Annotated in this window: 19 protein-coding genes; 6 read left to right on the top strand and 13 right to left on the bottom strand. The window is 73.6% G+C overall.

The features are described from left to right. Nucleotides 1–34 precede the first annotated feature (34 nt). The 4 genes from D5H75_RS29965 to D5H75_RS29950 form a co-directional block, all read right to left on the bottom strand. Complete coding sequence (locus D5H75_RS29965) at nt 35–274, bottom strand: DUF3039 domain-containing protein (protein WP_119929915.1); 240 nt, start codon at nt 272–274, stop codon at nt 35–37. Nucleotides 275–278: 4 nt separating this feature from the next. Further along, on the bottom strand, nt 279–851 hold the full coding sequence (locus D5H75_RS29960) for a YqgE/AlgH family protein (protein ID WP_119929914.1): 573 nt from the start codon (nt 849–851) through the stop codon (nt 279–281). A gap of 31 nt (nt 852–882) precedes the next feature. Next, nucleotides 883–2289, bottom strand: coding sequence for an NAD-dependent malic enzyme (locus tag D5H75_RS29955; RefSeq protein ID WP_119929913.1), 1407 nt, complete (start codon nt 2287–2289; stop codon nt 883–885). 131 nt (nt 2290–2420) lie between these two features. After that, a complete protein-coding gene (locus tag D5H75_RS29950) occupies nt 2421–3053 on the bottom strand; it encodes a cytidylate kinase-like family protein (RefSeq protein ID WP_119929912.1) in 633 nt (210 codons plus the stop codon). Between the two features lie 493 nt (nt 3054–3546). Between D5H75_RS29950 and D5H75_RS29945 the strand changes: the two genes are divergently transcribed. Further along, entirely contained in the window at nt 3547–3900 is a 354-nt protein-coding gene (locus D5H75_RS29945; protein ID WP_119929911.1) for a hypothetical protein, read from the top strand. 139 nt (nt 3901–4039) lie between these two features. On the opposite strand, the gene D5H75_RS29940 is transcribed toward D5H75_RS29945, so the two are convergent. The 4 genes from D5H75_RS29940 to D5H75_RS29920 form a co-directional block, all read right to left on the bottom strand. Continuing rightward, complete coding sequence (locus D5H75_RS29940) at nt 4040–5725, bottom strand: LamG domain-containing protein (RefSeq protein WP_119929910.1); 1686 nt, start codon at nt 5723–5725, stop codon at nt 4040–4042. Between the two features lie 83 nt (nt 5726–5808). Next, nucleotides 5809–6744 carry a tetratricopeptide repeat protein gene (locus tag D5H75_RS29935; protein ID WP_119929909.1) on the bottom strand — a complete coding sequence of 312 codons (936 nt, stop codon included), beginning with the start codon at nt 6742–6744 and terminating at the stop codon, nt 5809–5811. A gap of 212 nt (nt 6745–6956) precedes the next feature. Then, a complete protein-coding gene (locus tag D5H75_RS29925) occupies nt 6957–7616 on the bottom strand; it encodes a DUF4230 domain-containing protein (RefSeq protein WP_242454608.1) in 660 nt (219 codons plus the stop codon). 7 nt (nt 7617–7623) lie between these two features. After that, nucleotides 7624–8964, bottom strand: a complete 1341-nt coding sequence (locus tag D5H75_RS29920) for a hypothetical protein (RefSeq protein WP_147425309.1) — start codon at nt 8962–8964, stop codon at nt 7624–7626. A 306-nt stretch (nt 8965–9270) separates the two neighbouring features. Between D5H75_RS29920 and D5H75_RS29915 the strand changes: the two genes are divergently transcribed. Both D5H75_RS29915 and D5H75_RS29910 read left to right on the top strand, forming a co-directional pair. Beyond that, nucleotides 9271–9777, top strand: a complete 507-nt coding sequence (locus tag D5H75_RS29915; protein ID WP_242454607.1) for a MarR family winged helix-turn-helix transcriptional regulator — start codon at nt 9271–9273, stop codon at nt 9775–9777. 108 nt (nt 9778–9885) lie between these two features. Beyond that, complete coding sequence (locus D5H75_RS29910; RefSeq protein WP_242454606.1) at nt 9886–11559, top strand: coenzyme B12-dependent isobutyryl-CoA mutase large subunit; 1674 nt, start codon at nt 9886–9888, stop codon at nt 11557–11559. A gap of 233 nt (nt 11560–11792) precedes the next feature. Here D5H75_RS29910 and D5H75_RS42010 read toward each other — a convergent pair whose 3' ends face one another. The 4 genes from D5H75_RS42010 to D5H75_RS29890 form a co-directional block, all read right to left on the bottom strand. Beyond that, nucleotides 11793–12728 (bottom strand): hypothetical protein, encoded by a 936-nt coding sequence (locus tag D5H75_RS42010; protein ID WP_202638628.1) that lies wholly within the window; start codon nt 12726–12728, stop codon nt 11793–11795. Beyond that, entirely contained in the window at nt 12725–13267 is a 543-nt protein-coding gene (locus tag D5H75_RS29900) for an RNA polymerase sigma factor (RefSeq protein WP_119929904.1), read from the bottom strand. The genes D5H75_RS42010 and D5H75_RS29900 overlap by 4 nt, the downstream gene beginning before the upstream one ends. Nucleotides 13268–13506: 239 nt before the next feature. Continuing rightward, complete coding sequence (meaB, locus tag D5H75_RS29895) at nt 13507–14424, bottom strand: methylmalonyl Co-A mutase-associated GTPase MeaB (protein ID WP_202638627.1); 918 nt, start codon at nt 14422–14424, stop codon at nt 13507–13509. Next, nucleotides 14424–15605 (bottom strand): acetyl-CoA C-acetyltransferase, encoded by a 1182-nt coding sequence (locus D5H75_RS29890; RefSeq protein ID WP_119929903.1) that lies wholly within the window; start codon nt 15603–15605, stop codon nt 14424–14426. Before D5H75_RS29890 ends, meaB begins: the two co-directional genes overlap by 1 nt. A 118-nt stretch (nt 15606–15723) precedes the next feature. Here D5H75_RS29890 and mce point away from each other — a divergent pair, with 118 nt between their 5' ends. The 3 genes from mce to D5H75_RS29875 all read left to right on the top strand — a co-directional run bounded on the left by mce (nt 15724) and on the right by D5H75_RS29875 (nt 18994). After that, the gene (mce, locus tag D5H75_RS29885) at nt 15724–16152 is read left to right on the top strand and encodes a methylmalonyl-CoA epimerase (protein ID WP_119929902.1); all 429 of its coding nucleotides are present in this window, start codon (nt 15724–15726) and stop codon (nt 16150–16152) included. Between the two features lie 214 nt (nt 16153–16366). Next, nucleotides 16367–17665 (top strand): DivIVA domain-containing protein, encoded by a 1299-nt coding sequence (locus tag D5H75_RS29880; protein WP_119929901.1) that lies wholly within the window; start codon nt 16367–16369, stop codon nt 17663–17665. A 90-nt stretch (nt 17666–17755) separates the two neighbouring features. Beyond that, nucleotides 17756–18994 carry an AI-2E family transporter gene (locus tag D5H75_RS29875; RefSeq protein WP_119929900.1) on the top strand — a complete coding sequence of 413 codons (1239 nt, stop codon included), beginning with the start codon at nt 17756–17758 and terminating at the stop codon, nt 18992–18994. 125 nt (nt 18995–19119) lie between these two features. Here the strand turns inward: D5H75_RS29875 and D5H75_RS29870 are convergent, their stop codons facing one another. Next, entirely contained in the window at nt 19120–19890 is a 771-nt protein-coding gene (locus D5H75_RS29870; protein ID WP_119929899.1) for an alpha/beta fold hydrolase, read from the bottom strand. Between the last annotated feature and the right edge of the window lie 149 nt (nt 19891–20039).

Raw genomic sequence — 20039 nt, 5'->3', positions numbered from 1 at the left:
GAAAGTGCCGCGCCCCGGCCGGGATCGGGCGGGATCAGTCCTCGCCCTTGGGGAGCCCCTCGTAGATCTCCTTGCATTCGGGGCACACGGGGTACTTCTTCGGGTCGCGGCTGGGCACCCAGACCTTGCCGCAGAGCGCCCGCACCGGAGCACCGGTGACGTAGCTCTCGGTGATCTTGTCCTTGTCGGCGTAGTGGGAGAAGCGCTCGTGGTCCCCGTCGCCGTGCGACAGGTCCGGACGCGTGTCGCTCTCCGGCAGGATCTTCGTGCTCACCCGTTCAGTTTAGCGTCGGGTCGTCGGGGCAGTTCGCGACGAACGCGAGCTCCCCGCCCTGGCGCCGCAGCACGTCGCGCCACAGCCGCGAGGGGTCCCCGCTGAAGGCGTCCTCGGGGAGCGCGTCCACGACGTACCACGCGCCCTCGCGGATCTCCGAGTCGAGCTGGCCCGCGCTCCAGCCGGAGTAGCCGGCGAAGACTCGCATGCTGACGATCTCGGCGGCCAGCACCTCGGGGGGCGCGTCGAGGTCCACCGCGCCCAGCCGGAACGGCGGCCCGAGCAGCCGCCGCCAGCCCAGCGGCTCCTCACGGTCGCCGCGCACGGAGGCCAGGCCCAGCGCGCTGTCGAGCTGGACCGGCCCGCCCTGGAACACCACGGACGGCCCCGTCACGACGCCGCCCCAGGTGGGCAGCACCTGGGTGACCTCGATCTCCGTGGGCCTGTTGAGCACGACGCCCAGCGTGCTGCCCGAGCCGTCGTGCTCGACGATCAGGACCACGCTGCGCCGGAAGTTGGGGTCCTCCAGCAGCGGCGTCGCGACCAGCAGGCCGCCCACACGGATCACGTCCGGCATGAATCCATCATGCCTCCCGCGTTCGCGCCCATCACGCCTCTGTGCTGCGGACCTTCCCGCCCGCGGACTCGCGTACGGCGGCCGCCACGGCGGTGGTGACGTCGGGGTGGAACACGCTCGGGATGATGTAGTTGGGGCCGAGCTCCTCGTCGGTCACCACCCGGGCGAGCGCGCCCGCCGCCGCCAGCAGCATGGCGTCGGTCACCTCGTCGGCCTGGGCGTCGAGCAGGCCGCGGAAGACGCCGGGGAACGCCAGCACGTTGTTGATCTGGTTGGGGTAGTCGGAGCGGCCGGTGGCGACCACGGCGGCGTGCTCGCGGGCGTCGTCGGGCGCGACCTCGGGCTCGGGGTTGGCCAGCGCGAACACCACGGCGTCCTTGGCCATGGTCGCGATGTCGTCGCCGGTCAGGATGCCGGGCGCGGAGACCCCGATGAACACGTCGGCGTCGCGCACGGCCCCGCGCAGGTCGCCGCTGTAGGCCTCGGCGTTGGTGTTCGAGGCGATCCAGCGCAGCGACTCGTCCAGGTCGTCGCGGCCGAGGTGCACCGCGCCCTTGTAGTCGCAGACCACGATGTGCTTGGCCCCGGCCGCCAGCAGCAGCCGGAGCACGGCCGACCCGGCCGCGCCCGCGCCCGCCATCGCGATCCGGACGTCCGCCAGGGACTTGCCGACCACGCGCAGCGCGTTGGTCAGCGCGGCGAGCACCACGATCGCGGTGCCGTGCTGGTCGTCGTGGAAGACCGGGATGTCGAGCAGCTTGCGCAGCCGCCGCTCCACCTCGAAGCAGCGCGGCGCGGAGATGTCCTCCAGGTTGATCCCGCCGAAGCCCGGCGCGATCGCGCGGACGATCTCCACGATCTGGTCGACGTCCTGGGTGTCCAGGCAGATCGGCCAGGCGTCGATGCCGGCGAACCGTTTGAACAGCGCGGCCTTGCCCTCCATCACCGGCAGCGCGGCGGCGGGCCCGATGTTGCCCAGGCCCAGCACGGCGGAGCCGTCGGTGACCACGGCGACGCTGTTGCGCTTGATGGTCAGGCGGCGGGCGTCGTCGGGGTTGCGGGCGATCGCCATCGACACGCGGGCCACGCCGGGGGTGTAGGCCATGGACAGCTCGTCACGGTTGCGCAGCGGCACCTTGGACTGCATCTCGATCTTGCCGCCGAGGTGCATGAGGAAGGTGCGGTCGCTGACCTTGTGGATGACGATGCCCTCGACCGCGTCGAGGGCGTCCACGATCTGCTGGGCGTGCTCGGTGTCGCGCGCCGCGCAGGTCACGTCGATGCGGAGCTTCTCGTGCCCGGCGTTGGTGACGTCGAGCGCGGTCACGATGCCGCCGGAGTTCTCGACCGCGTGCGTCAGCAGGCTCACGGCCCGTCCGCCCGCGGGCACCTCTAGGCGCACGGTGATCGAATAGGACACGCTGGGCACGCTGGCCACGTCTACCGCTCCTTTGCGAAAGCCGGGGTTCCCATCGTGCCATCCCCGGCGGCATGCTCACGAATCGATCGATCCGAGGGTACGGCGGGCCGGGGACCGCCCGGGCCGTACGGTGGGCGCGGCCGGGCGGGTCAGCGGTCGAGGGACTCCACGGCGGTGACGATCATGTCCACGCAGGCGGGGACGGCGATGACCGTACTGTCGATCATCAGATGGTAAAGCGAGGGGTCTGTCATGTCGGCCCGGTAGAAGTGTTTGACGTACGCCCCGCGGGCGCGGTCGGTCTCCTCCACCATGCGGCGGGCCTCGCGCTCGCTCACGCCGCTGATCGCCATCGTCTGGGCGACGCGCCGCCGGACGGGGGCGCACAGCCGTACGTGCAGGGCGTTCGGCTCGTCCTTGAGCACGATCGCGCCGGCCCGCCCTAGCACCACGCCGCCGCGGCGGCGCACGGTCTCCTTGATGACCTTCTCGGTGCGCGCGACGAACTCCTCCTCGGGCGTGTAGGACGCCTCGGGCAGGTACACGTCGATGCCGCCGAACGTCACCGTCGGCAGCCGGGCCGCCCCCGACAACAGCCGCCCGAGCCCGTGCTCGGCCCGGTCGTCGTGGGCCAGGGCCTCCTCCAGGGAGCACCCGATCTCCTCGGCGACCGCGCTCGGGATCGCCCGGTCGACGAAGGGCACGTCGAGGCGTTCGGCCACCGCCGGCCCGATCACGCTGCCGCCGGTCCCGTAGCCCGCCGAGATGGTCACCACTCGCACCGCGCATCACTTCCCAGCAGTGATAGTTCCCCCGAGGCTAGCCCCGCGCGGCCCCCGGTGCCAGTAGCGGAACGGGCGCGTCATCGCAGCTCCGCCCGCCCTCCGGCGCGCGGGTCCCGCCCGCGCCGTCCCGGGCGGCCGCGGGCACCTCCCACGCGGTCCCCCGGCGCGCCCCGGTGTCCCGCCGGGCGCGCGCCCTCGCCCCGGGGGTGTCCCGCGCCGTCCCACGGTGTCCCGCGGCGTCTCGCTCCGTCCCGTCCCGTCCCGCGCGGCCTGCCCGGGCGTCTCCCCGCGTGCAGATCCGTCCCGTTCCGTTCCCCGCCTTGTGGTACGGCCGGGCGTGCGATGACCTCGATACCGCGCCGGGCGACACCGGCCACGCGACAGGCGACTGCACAGGTCCCGACCACTCCCGAACACCACGGGCCCCGCCCCGGACCGGCTCCCGGCCCGGGGCGGAAACCCGGAACGCAACCCCGGACAAGGAGACGCGATGAACATCACCAAGCCCGCCTGGCTCACCACCTCGGCCTTCCTCGTGATGGCCTCGGCCGGACTCGGCCTCGCCTCCGTCCCGGCCGCGCAGGCCGAGCCCGCCCGGGCCCCCGCGGCGGTCACGGCGATCGCGCGCGCCGGCAACGCCCCGTCCTGCGTCGCGGTCTGGCACCGCGTCGGCAGGATCACCAAGACCGGCTACGCCAGGAACGACTGCCGCCGCGCCCTCAACCTCAAGATCGTCTGGGCGCACGGGGCGGACGGCTCCTGCCGCACGGTCGCGCCGGGCGTGACCATCAGCCACAAGGTCCCGCGCGGCATCCGCACCTTCGACGGGGCCAGCCTCTGCTGACCGGTTGAGGAGCGGGGCCGCCGAGAAGCCACCACCCCCCTCCGCGGGCCACCCCCCGGGCCCGGCCCGCCGCGACCCATCCCCCCTGGTCGCGGCGGGCGCGCCTTCACGGACGGCGCGCCTTGACGGATGCGCGCCTTCACGGATGGCGCTGCGCCAGCCGTACGCGGTGGATCTCCTCGGCGGACAGCGGCCGCCCGAAGACGGCGACGTCCGAGATCGCGCCCTGCCAGGGGTCGATGGGCCGCCCCTCCTGGTAGGCGACCCCGATGTCGAGCGGGCCCGGGGCGATGCCCTCCTCCGGCGACCGCGCGACCGCGGACAGCTCGCCGTCCACGTACAGCAGCAGCCGCCGGGAGTCCCGGTCGTGCACGGCGGCCAGATGCGTCCACCGCCCGATCCGCACCTGGTCGACCGACTGCGCCCAGAAGGGGGCGGAGGTCTCCCCGTCCGCGAGCGGGGTGAAGAACGCCCAGGACTTCGTCTCCGGGGCGTAGGCGAGCACGAACGAGTTGAAGTCGTCCCGCCGCTGCCCGGCGACGGTCGCCCACCGGTCCCCGGCGTCCAGCCGCACCCACGCGGCCAGCGTGAAGCCCCGGTCCGCCTGGGTCGCGCCCGGGTCGACGGTGGCCCAGGCCCCGTCCAGGGTCCCCCGCGCGCTCAGGGCCCGGGTCAGCCGCGCCGCCCGGCCCCGCCCCGAGGCGTCGGCGACGGCGGCCCCGGCTGCCCCGGCTGCCTCGGCGAGCCGCCACCAGCCGGAGATCCCGGTCACTCCGCCGGGACCCGTGCCCGCGACCGGGCGGGCGTTCCTCCCCGCCACGGGCCTGTCGTCCCCGGCCACCCGGTGCACGAGGTACGCGCCCGCGGCCCCGACGGCGAGCACCGTCACCGCCGCCAGCACCCGGGTGCCGCCCAGGATCCATCCTCCGCGCCCGGCGCCGTCCGCGTGGGCGGGCTCGGGGGCGGCCGGCTCCGGCCCGGCGGCGGGCGCCGGCGTGGGCGCGTCTCCCCGCCGGGGATCCGCCGTGCCGCGCGCGGCCGGCCCGCCCGCCGTACGGCCCCGGGCGGCGTCATCGGCGTCACCGGCGTCACCGACGCTCCCGGCGGACGCGGCGGACGCGGCGGACGCGGCCGGAGGCCGGGGGGCGGCGGGATCCGGCGTAGGCGGCGCCCCGGCCGGTTCCAGGTGGGCGGGTTCCGCGCGGAGGCCCGGAGGCGGCGCGGCGGGGGCGGCGGGATCCGGGTCCCGCCCGGGCCGCGGATCCCCGGGCACGGTGTCCGGGGCGGTCCACCGCACCGGATCGCCGAGCGGGGTGTGGACGGGGCAGTCCGCCGCGAAGGCCGCCGCAGGCCCGGGAGCCGGCTCCGCGGAGGAGGACGGCTGGGCGGACGGCTGGTCGGACGACTGGGCTGACCGCTGGGGGGACGCCTGAGCCGACGGCTCTGGGACGGGCGGCGGCTCCGGGGAGGCGGCGGGCTGGGCGAGGTGCCGCCAGGCCTCGGTCCAGCGCGCCTGCACGACCGGAGCGGCCTCGGCCGGGTAGCCGGCGGCCTGGAGGCAGGCGGCGACGAAGGCGCGGACGAAGTCCAGGCGCGGGAGCCGCGGCAGGCGCTTGCCCGCGAGGACCGCGCTGGTGGTGCTCGGCGGGAGGAGGTCCACCTCGTCGCCGTTGGGAGCGCGGGTGGTGCCGCCGAGGACTCTCAGGCGGCGGAGGCTGGGTGCGCCCGCCCACGTGCGCAGCTCGGCCAGTTTGGCGACGTACTGCTCAGGTGTGCGGGCGCCCGCCGGGTCGGGAGGTGCGGGGCCGGAGGCGTGAGCGTCCATGACGGCGGTCCAATCACTCCGATCACACTGGCGTCCAGGGGCATCCGGGACCTCAGTATGTCGCGCGGGACCGCCCGCCCGGGCTAGAACAAGGCGCTGGTGAGAGCCCTTCTGGCCGTCGCCACGCGCGGGTCGCCCTGCGGGAGGACCTCGAAGAGGCCCAGCAGGTGCTTGCGCACGGTGTCGCGGTCCTCGCCGGAGGTGCGCTTGACCGCCGCGATCAGCCGGTTGAACGCGGCCTCGACGTCGCCCTCGGCCACGTCCAGGTCGGCCGCCTGGCACTGCGCCTGGACGTCCGCCGGGTCCTCGGCGCGGCGGCGCACGTCCGCCGCGTTGTAGGAGGAGGCCCGCTTGACCAGCTCGACCTGGGCGAGCCCGGCCTTGGCCGCCTCGTCGCCGGGGTTGCGCTCCAGCAGGCGGCGGTAGGCCGCGGCGGCGGAGTCCATGTCGCCCCTGGCGATGGCCTCCTCGGCGGCGTAGGCGTCCTCGTCGAGCTGCGGCGCGGCCTCCGCCTCGGCCCCGGGCTCACCGGCGTCGGGCGGGAGGTACTGCGCCAGCGCCTCGAAGAGCTGGTCGAGCCACTGGCGGATCTGCTGCTCGGGGATCGCGCCCTGGAAGCCGCTGACCGGCTGGCCCTGGAAGATGGCGAAGACCGTCGGAATGCTCTGCACCCGCAGCGCCTGGGCGATCTGGGGGTTGGCGTCGACGTCCACCTTCGCCAGCACCCACTTGCCGGCGGCCTCGGCGGCCAGCTTCTCCAGCACCGGGCTGAGCTGCTTGCACGGCTCGCACCACGTCGCCCACAGGTCGAGCAGCACCGGGGTGCGCATCGACCGCTCGATGACGTCGGTGTTGAAGGTCGCGTCCGTGACGTCGATGACGGCGGATCCGGCTCCGCCCTGACCGGGGGCCGAGGCGGCGGCCTGGCGCCGCGCGGCGCTCTCGGCGGCGGCCTTGCGCGCGCCGAGGTCCACGGCCCCGTAGAGCGAACCGGGTCGAGTGAAGTCCGATGGCCTCATGCATCCCATCCTGCCGTACGCGACGGAGATCTCGGCCATCCGTCCCGCCCGCGCGCCGATCGGGAACGCCGGGCCGTACGGCGGGCACGCGGCCGCGCCGCCCGGCGGGCGGGGTTTCCCGCGCCCGCCGGGCGCCGCCGCCGGCAGGTCCGCGGCCGTGCGCGGCGGGCGGAGGGGCGGGCCCCGCCGGGCCGCGGCACGGGCGGCGGAGGTCAGGTCGCGGGCGGCACCGTGACCGTGACCTGGGTGAACCCCAGGGACTTGAGGAGGTTCTCCAGCATCAGCCGGGTGTTCTGCTCGGCCCTCCCGCGCAGCTCGCTCGCCGCCGCCGCTTCGGCGATCTTGCGTTCGGCGAGGATGTAGAGCTCCTGCTGGCTGGCCGGCTTCGTGGAGAGGAACTCCTCGATCCGGTTCGTGATGCCCCGCTGCCTGGCGAACACGTACGACCTCTTGTTGTCGAGGTTCGGCTTCTCCAGGGCGGCGCGCGGCAGCCGTACGGTCACGGACGTGCGGTCCGGGGAGACCGTCACCGCGTCGCCGGACAGGCCGGAGAAGTCGACGTAGGCGTCCACGGTGCCCGCGCCGACGAAGAGCGTGCGCTCCCCGCGGATGGCGTCGGGCAGGAAGCGCGCGTCCCTCTCCAGGTCCACGACGACCTGGAACTCTCCGCTGGCCGCCTGGAAGCGGGCCATGTTCTGGATGGACTTGAGCAGCACGGGCTGGCTGCGGTCGACCGCGCGCTCGCCGAACGGGTTCAGCCAGCCCAGGTTGTAGGCGGCGAACCCGGCGGCGGCGACGGCCAGGAGCGCGATGAAGATGAACAGCGCGGCGAGGAGCGCGCGCCGGGGGGATCTCGTTCTGGCGTCTCGCACACGCGAATCATTCCCGGTGTCCGGCGGCCGTCACTTGCGCGTACACGGGTGTGTCCCCCCAGCCGCCCGCGTCCTCGCTGGACCGCCAGCCCAGCGCGGGTGGCGCGGCGCTCGGCGGGGACACCGGGAGCGCGAGGTTCTGCCGGAATCCGCTGAAGTGGGACGGCTTCAGGCGGCACTGGGTGAACGTCAGGTAGTGCCGCCGCAGCCAGTCCCGCCGCACCGGCTCGGCCAGCGAGCCGAACCACGCCGCCGCGTGCCGCTGCCCCGCGCTGAGCCCGCCCGGCAGCGGCCGGCCGGCCAGCCACGACGTCACGATGCCGCTGTAGTCGTCGGAGCACGGCGCGATCCGCCGCACGAAGTCGGCGGCGGCGCGGGCCGCGAACCCGGGCGCGAGGTCGTCCACCCGGATCGCGACCGTCCCCCGGGGCAGCGCCGACCGTTCGTCCCCGGGCCGCTGCTCCACCCGCGTGAACACCATCGGCGTACGGCTGAGCCGCGCGGCGACGGCGGTGAACTCCTCCCCCAGCTCCGGCAGCCCCGGCCGCATGCCCGGGTGCACGCACACCGTGATCGGCCACTCCCGGCAGGAGTACGCCACGGGAGCGGGCCGCGCGGTGCCGTACTCCAGGTGGACGCGGCTGAGGCCGAACGAGGCCGCCAGCGCGGCGAGCAGCATCGGCGCGATCAGCATCGGGCGGCGCGCGGCGGCGGCCAGCCAGCCGAGCAGCACGACGGCCGCGAACCCGGCCAGCCACACGGCCTGGTCGAGGAACAGGTCCGGCAGGAACCGCTCGAAGACGTCGCGCACCTCCTCGCGCTCGTGAGTGAGCGGCGCGAGCAGGCTCCACCACGCCTGGCGGCCGGCGGCCCAGGCGACCAGGCCGTAGCAGGCCAGGCCGACCAGCGGCGGGGTGAGCGCGCGCGGGACCGCCCAGCCCGCGGCCCAGCCGACCGCCACGTGCGCGCCGAGGCCGGCCAGCGCCACGAGCAGGCCGCCCGCGGCCGGTCCGCCGCCCCCGCCGCCGAGCACGGTCTTGACCGCCAGCACCCCCGTGGTGACAGTGAACGCGCCGGCGGCGAAGCCGAGCACGGACAGCGGCGCGCGCAGCGACGGCGCCGCGCCGGTCCGCCTGCGCCGGGCCCCCGCCCAGGCGGCGAACGCGGCGGCGACGGGACCGGTCAGCCGCAGCGACTCGATGAGCGCGGCGACCGCGTTGTCCCAGTGCGAAACCCCTGGTATCAGGACGGTCCAGGCAGCGAACAGACCCAGCCCGGCGAGGACCACCGACGCGAGCGCCGCGCCGCGCCGGACTTCGCTGTCCAGAACGCCCGAATGATCACGCACGACCCGCGCCACGGAGACCGCGCAGGGCGGCCCGGCTGGGGCGGGTCGGATCGGTCGTGCCGGATACGTGAACGAACATGAGAGAACCCCCGTGCCCTCGTGTTTTGTCAGGCGGCATCCCCATCGTTAACCGCCATGGTCACCGCCGCCGCGTACGACCCCCCGTACGCGGCGGGACCATTCCGATGTGAGGAAACGTCTTTGCCGTCGCCACACCTTCGGAGGTCCATACAGTAACGGAGCTTGAGGTTTACCGTCAGGACCTTGGGGAAAGGACTCGCTTCCGCGACGCGCTAACGTTGGCGGGTGGCCAGGGCACTTGGACTTCCCTTCGATCCGATCGAGCGCGCCTCGGAGAAATGGCGTCACCATTTCGGCGAGCCCTCCGCCATGGCCGCGGTCACCTCGATCATGCGCGCCCACCAGATCCTCATCGCCGAGCTGGACGCGCTGCTCAAGCCGTACGACCTGACTTTCGCGCGCTATGAGGCGCTGGTGCTGCTGACGTTCAGCCGGGCCGGGTCGCTGCCGCTGAGCAAGATCGGGGAGCGCCTGATGGTGCACCCGACCAGCGTCACGAACACGATCGACCGGCTGGAGCGCGCCGGCCTGGTCCGCCGCCGCCCCAACCCGCGCGACGGCCGGGGCGTCCTCGCCGAGATCACCGACCGCGGCCGCGACGTGGTGCGCCGCGCCACGGCCGACCTCATGGCGGCCGATTTCGGCATGGCCGCGTGCGATGAGTCCGAACTGGCCGCGGTGTTCGACGCCCTGCGCACCCTGCGAATAGCCGCTGGCGACTTCGCCCCCTGACCCTCCCGGCCCCGCTCGCCCCACTCGCCGCGCCCCGCGGAATGCCGTACGGGATGGGGTTCCGCGAAGATAGTTGGACGTCCTACTATCGGTCGTATGGAGCCGGGTATGGGTGCAGGCATGGACGAGATCACGGCCGGACGGGCACGCTGGCAGGCGCGGTACGACGCCTCACGGGTCCGGGACGGGGAGTTCACGACCCTCTCCGGGCTGGAGGTGGAGCCCGTGTACGGCCCCGCGGCCCCGGATCCGCGGTTCGAGCGCATCGGGTGGCCCGGGGAGTTCCCCTTCACCCGGGGGCTGTACGCCACGGGGTACCGCGGCAAGCCGTGGACGATCAGGCAGTTCGCCGGGTTCGGGAACGCCAGGCAGACCAACGAGCGCTACAAGATGATCCTTTCGGCCGGCGGCGGCGGGCTGTCGGTGGCGTTCGACATGCCCACGCTGATGGGGCGCGACTCCGACGACCCCCGGGCGCTGGGCGAGGTCGGGCACTGCGGTGTGGCCATCGACTCGGCGGCGGACATGGACGAGCTGTTCGAGGGCATCCCGCTGGGCGACGTCACGACGTCCATGACGATCAGCGGGCCCGCGATCCCGATCTTCTGCATGTACCTCGTCGCGGCCGAGCGGCAGGGCGTGCCGATCGGGTCGCTGGACGGGACGCTGCAGACCGACATCTTCAAGGAGTACATCGCGCAGAAGGAATGGCTCTTCCCGCCGAACCCGCACCTGCGGCTCATCGGCGACCTGATGGAGTTCTGCGCGGCGGAGATCCCGGCGTACAAGCCGCTGTCGGTGTCCGGGTACCACATCCGCGAGGCGGGCTCCACGGCCGCGCAGGAGCTGGCGTTCACGCTGGCCGACGGGTTCGGCTACGTCGAGCTGGGGCTGTCCCGGGGGCTCGACGTGGACCGGTTCGCGCCGGGGCTGTCCTTCTTCTTCGACGCGCACATCGACTTCTTCGAGGAGATCGCCAAGTTCCGCGCGGCCCGGCGCATCTGGGCGCGGTGGATGCGGGACGTGTACGGCGCCAAGTCCGAGAAGGCGCAGTGGCTCCGCTTCCACACGCAGACGGCGGGCGTCTCGCTGACGGCGCAGCAGCCGGACAACAACATCGTCCGGACGGCCGTCGAGGCGCTGGCGGCGGTGCTCGGCGGCACGAACAGCCTGCACACGAACGCGCTGGACGAGGTCCTGGCGCTCCCCTCGGCCAAGGCAGCCGAGATCGCCCTGCGCACGCAGCAGGTGATCATGGAGGAGACCGAGGTCGCGAACGTCGTGGACCCGCTCGGCGGCTCCTGGTACGTCGAGGCGCTGACCGACCGCCTGGAGGCCGAGGCGGAGGCGATCTTCACCAAGATCCGCGAGATGGGGACCGACGGCACGATGACCTCGGGCATCCTGCGCGGCATCGAGGACGGCTGGTTCATGTCGGAGATCGCCGAGGCGGCCTTCGACTACCAGCGCAAGCTGGAGAAGGGCGAGAAGAAGATCGTCGGCGTCAACTGCCACACCGGGACCGTCGAGGAGCCGCTGGAGATCCTGCGGATCAGCCACGAGGTCGAGGTGGAGCAGAAGCGCGTCCTCGCCGAGCGCCGCGCCACCCGCGACCAGGCGGCCGTGGACGTCGCCCTGGCCCGCATGATCGAGGCCGCCCGGAGCGACGCCAACATGATCGGCCCGATCCTGGAGGCGTGCCGCGCCGAGGCCACCCTCGGCGAGATCTGCGGCGCCCTCCGCGACGAGTGGGGCGACTACATGGAGCCCCCGCGCTTCTGACCTCCCGTCACGCGCGTCTCCCGCCCCGGCGGTCCCCGTACGCCGGGGCGGGAGACGCGCCCCGCGCTCTCGCCGTCCGCGTCCCGCCCGTCGAGCGGGCCGCGGATCCGGTACGGCTCCCGCGCGCCGGCGGGAGCCGTACCGGATCGAGAGCCGTGCCGGAGCGAGAGCCGTGCCGGATCTCAGGAGGCCCCCGGTCCGGCCGTCACGGCTCCGGCGTCACGGCCCGGCCGTCACGGCTTGGGGCGGCCGTTCTCCTGCAGGTCCATGCCGTAGACCGGGTTGTAGTCCAGGCGCTCGCGGGTGACCAGCAGCCGGACCGTGCCGTCCTTGACCGACTCGGCCTCCCAGACCGTCCAGTCGCCGCCCACCCGGTCCGGGGTGATCGGGTCCACGTGGTAGCCCTTGTCGGGGCCGTGCGGGATCAGCAGGCCGTACTCGACGCTCACCCCCCGCTCGCGGGCCTGCGCCACGACGTCGGAGACCTTGCGGGCGTACACGTCGGCCCCGGCGAGGTCCTCGCCCTCCTTCACGGCGCGGCCGGGGCTGTCGTAGGTCTCCCCCGGCCGGGCCTCGCGGCCCAGCTTGACGACGGTCTTGCCGCCCTCGATCGCCGGGAAGCGGAGCAGGAGGCGGCAGTCCCCCTGCCCGGCGCGGCAGTCGCGGCCCTGGGCGTCCACCATCCCGGTGGTCCACTCGCGCCCGTTCTCGTGGTCGCCGGTCGTCTCGCGGCCGAACTCCACCACCTTGCCGGCGCGGCTCGGCGACACGGGGACGACGAGCAGTTCGACGTTCATGCCGACGGCCTCGAACGCCTTCTGGTACTTGCCCGCGTCGGCGTACGGGTCCTTGATCAGGGCGACGTACTCGTCCCCCTCCCGCCGGACGTCGATCTCGGAGCTGGCGTACGACGTCGCGCCGCCGCCGTCCTCCAGCAGGCTCGGCCCGACCACGATGCCGCCCGCGAGCACGGCCGCCGCGGCCAGCCCCACCGCGAGGCGCCGCAGGCCGTACCGGGGGCGCCGGGCCGCGGCGGGCACGGGCGCGGCCGTCATGATCGAGTCCAGCAGCTCGCCGGCCCCCGGTGTGGAGGCGTCCAGGCCGCGCGCCCCCGGGGCGACGCGGGCGAGCGGGCCCAGCAGGGTCGTGGTGCGGTCGTCGTTGATCACAGTGACCTCCCAGCCGGGATCAGCCGGCTCTCCGTCGTGTGGACCCCGGCCTGGGCCAGGGCCTGGGAAAAGCGCCTGCGGGCGCGGTACAGGCGGATGCGGACGGCGTTGCGCGACACCCCGAGCGCGGTGGCGATCTCCTCGCGGTCCAGGCCCTCCCAGGCGACCAGCGACAGCAGCTCGCGGTCGTCCTCGGAGAGCGACCGGAACGCCTGCCCGATCGCGCTCATCTCGGCCGTCCCGTCGGGCGCGCCCGCGTACAGGCTCGCCATCTCGGTGTCGAGCGCCACGTTCCGCGCCCTGCGCAGCCCCTCGCCTCGCCGGTGGTTGGCGAGGACGTTCCTGGCCACGCCGTACAGCCACAGCGTGGCCTCATCCCCCGCGGGCATGTCACGCACGCGCCGCCAGGCGATGGCGAAGGTCTCCGCCACCACGTCCGCCGCGTCCTGCGGCGAGTCGCATCTGCGTGCGGCGTAGGCGGTGATCGCGGGGTACGCGGCCCGGTAGACGGCCTCGAAGGCCTCCCGGTCATCATCCATGGGCGGTTCCCACGACTGATTCTCCTCACTCAGCGGGATACGGACACCCTCCCTATGTGTCGAGGAAGCCCACCATTTCCCGCCGAGCCGGAAATTCTTCGCGTACGGCCGCAGGCGCGCCCGTGCGGCCCCCGGGGGCTACGGGGCCACCCGAGGGGCGGGAGAGACGGCCGCGCCCGCCGTACGGCTCCCGGGAAGGCCCGCGGGAGCCGTACGGCGGGCGGAGGTCAGGCCAGGAGTCAGGCCAGGAGCTCGTCGGCCGCCGTGTAGGGGTCGAGGGAGCCCGCCAGGACCCGGTCGGCGAGGGTGTCCAGGCGGCCGTCGTCGCGGAGGTCCACCCGGAGCGACGTGAGGGCGATGGCCTCGATCTCGTCGCGCACCCGCGCCAGGCGGCGGCGCTGGAGCTCGCCCGACTCCTCCAGCCAGGCCTGATGCTTGTCGAGGGCCTGGACCAGGTCGTCCGCGCCCTCGTTGCGCGCGGCCACGGTCGGCACGATGGCCGGCTTCCAGTCCCGCGTGGCCAGCGCGACCATGTTCCGCAGGTCGCGGACCGTGGACTGGGCCCCCTCGCGGTCGGCCTTGTTCACCACGAACACGTCCGCGATCTCCAGGATGCCCGCCTTGGCGGCCTGGATGCTGTCGCCCATCCCCGGCGCGACCAGCACGAGCGTCGTGTCGGCCAGGCCCGCGATGTCCACCTCGGCCTGGCCCACGCCCACCGTCTCGACGAGGATCACCTCGCAGCCCGCCGCGTCCAGCACGCGGAGGGCCTGCGGGGTCGCCCACGCGAGGCCGCCGAGGTGCCCCCGGCTGGCCATCGAGCGGATGAAGACGCCGTCGTCGGTGGCGTGGTCCTGCATGCGCACCCGGTCGCCCAGGAGCGCCCCGCCGGTGAAGGGCGAGGACGGGTCCACGGCGAGCACCCCGACCCGCCGGCCCTGCCCGCGCAGCGCCCGGACCAGCATCGCCGTGGTCGTGGACTTGCCCACGCCGGGCGAGCCGGTCAGGCCGATCACGCGGGCCCTGCCCGTGTGCGGCGCCAGCGCCGCCATCACCTCGCGGAGCTCCGGCGAGGCGTCCTCCACCAGGGAGATGAGGCGGGCCACCGCCCGGGGGTGGCCCCGCCTCGCGCGTTCGACGAGGTCTGCGACGTCCATCAGCCCACGCGCAGGATGAGGGCGTCGCCCTGGCCGCCGCCGCCGCACAGGCCCGCCGCGCCCACGCCGCCGCCGCGCCGCTTGAGCTCGTGGGCGAGGGTGAGCACGATGCGGGCGCCGGAGGCGCCGATCGGGTGGCCGAGCGCGACCGCGCCGCCGTTGACGTTGACCTTCTCGATGTCCACGCCCAGCTCCTTGACGGAGTGGAGGACGACGCTGGCGAACGCCTCGTTGATCTCGATCAGGTCCAGGTCGTCCACGGTCAGGCCGTCCTTGGCCAGGGCGTGCTTGATCGCGTTCGCCGGCTGGGACTGGAGGCTGGCGTCGGGCCCGGCGACGTTGCCGTGCGCGCCGATCTCCGCGAGGTACGGCAGGCCCAGCTCCTCGGCCTTGGCCTTGGACATCACCACGACCGCGCACGCGCCGTCGGAGATCTGGGAGGCCGAGCCCGCGGTGATCGTGCCGTCGGGGCCGAACGCCGGGCGCAGCTTGGCCAGCACCTCGGCGGTGGTCTCCGCGCGCACGCCCTCGTCGGTGGCGAACAGCAGCGGGTCGCCCTTGCGCTGCGGGATCTCGACCGGGACGATCTCGTCGTCGAACACGCCGTTCTTGATCGCCTCCGCCGCGAGCCTGTGGGAGCGGGCCGAGAACACGTCCTGCTCGGCGCGGCCGATCCCCAGGCGGGCGTTGTAGTGGTCGGTGGACTCGCCCATCGCGCGCTTCTCGAACGCGCAGAACAGGCCGTCGTACGCCATGGAGTCGAGGATCTCGGCGGCGCCGTACTTGACGCCCTTGCGCAGGCCGGGCAGGAGGTGCGGGGCGTTCGTCATCGACTCCATGCCGCCGGCGACCACGATGTCGAACTCGCCCGCGCGGATGAGCTGGTCCGCCATCGCGATCGCGTCCAGGCCGGACAGGCACACCTTGTTGATCGTGATGCTCGGGACGGTCATCGGGATGCCCGCCTTGACCGCGGCCTGGCGCGAGGGGATCTGGCCCGCCCCGGCCTGGAGCACCTGGCCCATGATGACGTACTGCACCTGGTCCGGCGCCACGCCCGCGCGCTCGAGGGCGGCCTTGATGGCGACGGCGCCGAGGTCCACGGCGGAATGACCGGAAAGCGCTCCGAGGAGCTTTCCGATGGGGGTGCGGGCACCGGCGACGATGACGGAACCGGACATTCTCGGGGCCTCCCTGACACAAGCAACGGCGACGTTTGCCAACATACCCACAGCGGACCCGGATCCCGCCGGAGGGCTCCCGGCGGCGACCACGACTACGAGCGAGAGGAGACAGCGGATGTTTCTGCGCATCGATCACGTGGGCATCGCCTGCCACGACATCGAGGAGAAGATCGCCTTCTACGAGTCGAAGTTCGGCCTGCGCGTGGTGAGCCGGGAGGTCAACGAGGAGCAGGGCGTCAAGGAGGCCATGCTGCACATCGCCGACGCGCCCGGCGGCGGGTCCTACATCCAGCTCCTGGAGCCGCTGGGACCCGACACCCCGGTCGGCAAGTTCCTGGCCAAGCGCGGCGAGGGGGTGCACCACGTGGCGTTCGGGGTCCCCGACGTGGAGGACGCGCTCCGGACGATCGGCGGGGAGGGCATCCGGCTGATCGACGAGCGCCCGCGCCACGGTTCCATGAACTCCTCGATCGCGTTCCTGCACCCCAAGGACATGGGCGGCGTCCTGACAGAACTCGTCCAGGCGGCCCCTGAGGAGTCTTGACCTGATGGGGGCCGATTCTGCGAAGATCGCATGGTGAGCCCCCACAACTACATATTCGCGACAAGCCACGCAGGAAGCCAATAGGAGCCTCCAACACGGCATCAGCGGAGTACGCTGCCTAGCACCGGATGTGCCCCTCCAGGGCTCGCGCTTTCGGTAACTCCAGCCCCAGTCCCTCACGCGTAGCCGTCTCGTCAACCCAGGATCGAGCCTCATGCAGTCCGACATCGACGCCCAGCTCAGCAACTTCTTCGAAGACACTCCCCCCCGGGAGTTCGACGTGGTGCTCCGCGGCTACGACCGGCACCAGGTCGATGACCACCTCAAGCAGCTCGATACCGAGATCCGCCAGGCCCGGGAGCAGGTCGCGGCGCTGCAGCGCGACCTGTCGGACTCCCACCGGCAGCTCCAGGAGCAGGAGCGGCCCACCTACTCCGGCCTCGGCGCGCGCATCGAGCAGCTTCTCCGCCTCGCCGAGGAGCAGGCCACCGAGCTCGTGCAGGCCGCCCGGTCCGAGGCCAACGAGATCCGGGCCGCGGCCAAGGTGGACGCCGCCGAGCTGCGGGCCAACGCCGAGAACGAGGCGGCCGAGAAGCGTGCCATCGCCACGCGTGAGGCCGATGACATGCGCAACGCCGCCGAGCGCGAGGCCGAGGAGATCCGCTCGACCGCCAAGCGCGAGGCCGACGAGCTGACCTCGACCACCGAGCGCGAGGTCGCCAAGCTCCGCGCCGCCGCCGACCACGAGGTGGCCGAGAAGCGCGCCGGCGCCGAGCGGGAGATCGCCAAGCTCCGCACGACGACCGAGCGCGAGGTCGCCCAGCTCCGCGCCTCGACCAAGCGCGAGCGCGACGAGGTGCTCACCACCGCCAAGCGCCAGGCCGACGAGATGCGGGCGCAGGCCCAGCGGGTGCTGGAGGAGAGCGAGGCGCAGCGGGCGCAGGCCGAGGCCGAGTTCGAGATCCAGCTCGCGCAGCGCCGCGAGGAGGCCGAGCGGCAGGAGGCCGAGCGCCACGCCACCGCCCAGGCCGCGACCCAGAAGCTCGTCGCCGAGGCCGAGCAGCGGGCCGCCACCGCCGAGCAGCGGGCCACCAAGGCCACCGCGCAGGCCGAGCAGACCCGCCGCGAGGCCGACACGCACGCCAAGCAGCTCCTGGCCAACGCCCGCAAGAACGCCGACCAGGTGCTCGGCGAGGCCAAGGCGCAGGCCGAGCACATCCTCACCGAGGCCCGCGCCGAGGCCGAGCGCACCCGCACGGCCGCGCAGCGCCAGGTGGACGACCTGACCCGCCAGCGGGACAGCATCACCAGCCACCTCGCCCAGCTCCGCCAGCTCCTCGGCGGCGCCGCGCTGCCGGGCATGGACCCCGAGCCCGCGCCCGCGCCGGTCACCGCGGCCCCGCCCAAGCCGGCCCTCCCCGCGAGCGGCCCGGACAAGCAGCCGGCCGCCGCCGCTCCGGCCGCCAAGGCGAACGACAAGAAGGACGACGACTCGGAGTGGTGGCAGGAGTAACCACACGGCACGTCTCCTGACGAGAGCGACACTCGGGGCATTCGGGTAATCGAGGAGAGCCTGGGGCGATCAAGGCCCTAGGCTCTTCTCGTGTCTGTGGAAACCGGCGCCACCCCCGCCCCTGATCACGCCCCCGATCACGCTTCCGTACGGCCTGAGCCCGCCACCTCCCCCGAGACCGCGGGGCCCGGGCCCGGCGGCGGCGCCGTACCGGACGAGGGGGCCGGCACCGGGGAGGGCTCCCCCGGCGTACGGGATCAGGAGCGGGACGAGGCGCCGCGGCTGTTCGGGGAGCCGGGTAAGCCGTTCGCGCGCAGCCCGTTCCTGTTCGGGCTGACGGGCGCGCTCGGGGTCTTCACCGCGTGGCTGCTGGTGCAGTCGCTCGCCAAGGCGGCGGGCGTGCTGATGCTGATCGTCGTGTCGATGTTCCTGGCCGTCGGCCTGAACCCGGTGGTCGAGCGGCTGCAGCGGCGGCGCATCCCCCGGCGCTGGTCGATCTCGATCGTGTTCACCGGGGTGATCGGGTTCTTCGTGGTCTTCGGGCTGGCGATCGTCCCGCCGGTCACCACCGAGGCGACGCAGTTGATCGAGTCCGTGCCCGGGCACCTCACCGACCTGCGGAACAACGAGACGCTCAAGCGCCTCGACGCCGACTACGAGATCCTCAAGCGCGTCGAGTCCTACCTGGCCAGCGGCGACCTGGGCACGAAGGTCGCCGGCGGGATCCTGGGCGTGGGCGCGGTGGTGCTGGACGCGGTGTTCTCGGTGTTCACCGTGCTGGTGCTCACGCTGTACTTCCTCGGCTCGCTGCCGATGATCAAGCAGTACGGCCTGCGCCTGGTGCCGCGCAGCCGGCGCCGCCGCACGGCGCTGATCGGGGACCAGATCCTCGACGGGATCGGCGGATACGTCGGCGGGAACGTGCTCATCTCGGTCATCGCGGGCGTGGTGTCGTACGCGTTCCTGCTCATCGCGGGGGCGAAGTACGCGCTGGCGCTCGCGCTGCTGGTCGCGATCATGGACCTGATCCCGATGGTCGGCGCGACGCTGGGCGCGGTCATGGTGACGGCGGTCGGGTTCCTCCAGTCGGCGCCGCTGGGCATCGCGTGCGCGATCTTCTTCCTGGTGTACCAGCAGGTCGAGAACTACGTGATCTATCCGCGGGTGATGAAGCGCTCGGTGGACGTCGCCCCGGCGCTCACGGTGATCGCGGCGCTGGTCGGGGGCGCGCTGCTGGGCATCCTGGGGGCCCTGCTGGCGATCCCCATCGCCGCCGCGATCGTGCTCATCCTCCGCGAGGTCGTCATCCCCCGCCAGGACGCGGCCTGAGGCCCCGCCCGGCGCGCCGGGCGGGCGTGGTCACCGGCTCCGCTCGCGGTCACCCGGTCCACTCGCGATCGCTCGATGCGCCCGCGATCGCTCGATGCGCTCGCGATCACCGGATCCGCTCGCGGTCACTCGATGTGCTTGAGGAAGCCCTCGACCGCCTGGTTGAAGAGTTCGGGCTGCTCGACCGCGCTGAGCTGCCCGGCCTTCTCGATCACGGTGAGCCGGCCGTCGGAGGCCAGGCCGGCCAGTTCCCGCGCGGCCCCTTCGGGCGTCGCGGCGTCCTCGTCGCCGGTCAGGACCAGCACCGGCACGCCCAGCCCGCGCAGCACGTCGGCGTATCCCGGCCGCGCCGCGAGCGCCCGCAGCGCCCACGCCACCGCGCCGGGGGGCGCCGCCTGCACCAGCCCGCGCACCCGCCCCTGCACCAGGGCCCGCCGCTGACGCGTCGTCCGCCCGAGCAGTCTCGGGAGGTATTCGTCCAGCAGCACGGCCGACCCCTTGTCGAGTACGGCCTGGGCCAGCCGTTCCCGCTCCTCCCGGGCCTCGGGCGGGTCGGGTTCGGCGGTGGCGCCGGACAGGATCAGCCCGGCGACCTTGGCGGGATGCCGGGCGGCCAGGGCCAGGGCGACGTGCGCGCCCAGCGACTGCCCGCCCACGACCGCGCGGGGGACGCCCTCGGCGTCCAGGAGCGCGGCCACGTCGTCGGCCATGTGGTCAATGGAGGGTTCGTCGTCGCCCAGCCGGGACCCGCCGAAGCCGCGCAGGTCAGGCGTGATCACCTGGCACGAGGCCGCCAGCCCTTCCCGCTGGGCGAGCCACATCGCCGATGACAGCGGAAAGGCATGCAGCAGCACGACGGGGGTCCCGGATCCGACCGTTCGCGAGTAGAGCTGCACGCTCCTCACCGTAACCCTTGACCGGGACCTTTCCACCCCTTGACTTCTCCAGAGAATTCCGGATAAATCCACCACCCCTCGCGCCGAGGACGCGGTCGCAAGCCCCCGGCGCGCCCGAAACCGCGTGATCGGCGCCGGGAAGACGGGGC

The sequence above is a fragment of the Bailinhaonella thermotolerans genome, assembly GCF_003594875.1.
In the GTDB taxonomy this organism is placed as follows: domain Bacteria; phylum Actinomycetota; class Actinomycetes; order Streptosporangiales; family Streptosporangiaceae; genus Bailinhaonella; species Bailinhaonella thermotolerans.
This window is presented reverse-complemented; position numbering and strand designations above follow the sequence as displayed.

Bases quoted from the DNA above. Each gene is read 5' to 3' on its own strand.
- D5H75_RS29960 (WP_119929914.1), bottom strand. From the start codon at position 851: ATGCCGGACGTGATCCGTGTGGGCGGCCTGCTGGTCGCGACGCCGCTG.
- D5H75_RS29945 (WP_119929911.1), top strand. From the start codon at position 3,547: ATGAACATCACCAAGCCCGCCTGGCTCACCACCTCGGCCTTCCTCGTG.
- D5H75_RS29940 (WP_119929910.1), bottom strand. From the start codon at position 5,725: ATGGACGCTCACGCCTCCGGCCCCGCACCTCCCGACCCGGCGGGCGCC.
- D5H75_RS29935 (WP_119929909.1), bottom strand. From the start codon at position 6,744: ATGAGGCCATCGGACTTCACTCGACCCGGTTCGCTCTACGGGGCCGTG.
- D5H75_RS29910 (WP_242454606.1), top strand. From the start codon at position 9,886: ATGGGTGCAGGCATGGACGAGATCACGGCCGGACGGGCACGCTGGCAG.
- D5H75_RS29900 (WP_119929904.1), bottom strand. From the start codon at position 13,267: ATGGATGATGACCGGGAGGCCTTCGAGGCCGTCTACCGGGCCGCGTAC.
- meaB (WP_202638627.1), bottom strand. From the start codon at position 14,424: ATGGACGTCGCAGACCTCGTCGAACGCGCGAGGCGGGGCCACCCCCGG.
- D5H75_RS29890 (WP_119929903.1), bottom strand. From the start codon at position 15,605: ATGTCCGGTTCCGTCATCGTCGCCGGTGCCCGCACCCCCATCGGAAAG.
- mce (WP_119929902.1), top strand. From the start codon at position 15,724: ATGTTTCTGCGCATCGATCACGTGGGCATCGCCTGCCACGACATCGAG.
- D5H75_RS29880 (WP_119929901.1), top strand. From the start codon at position 16,367: ATGCAGTCCGACATCGACGCCCAGCTCAGCAACTTCTTCGAAGACACT.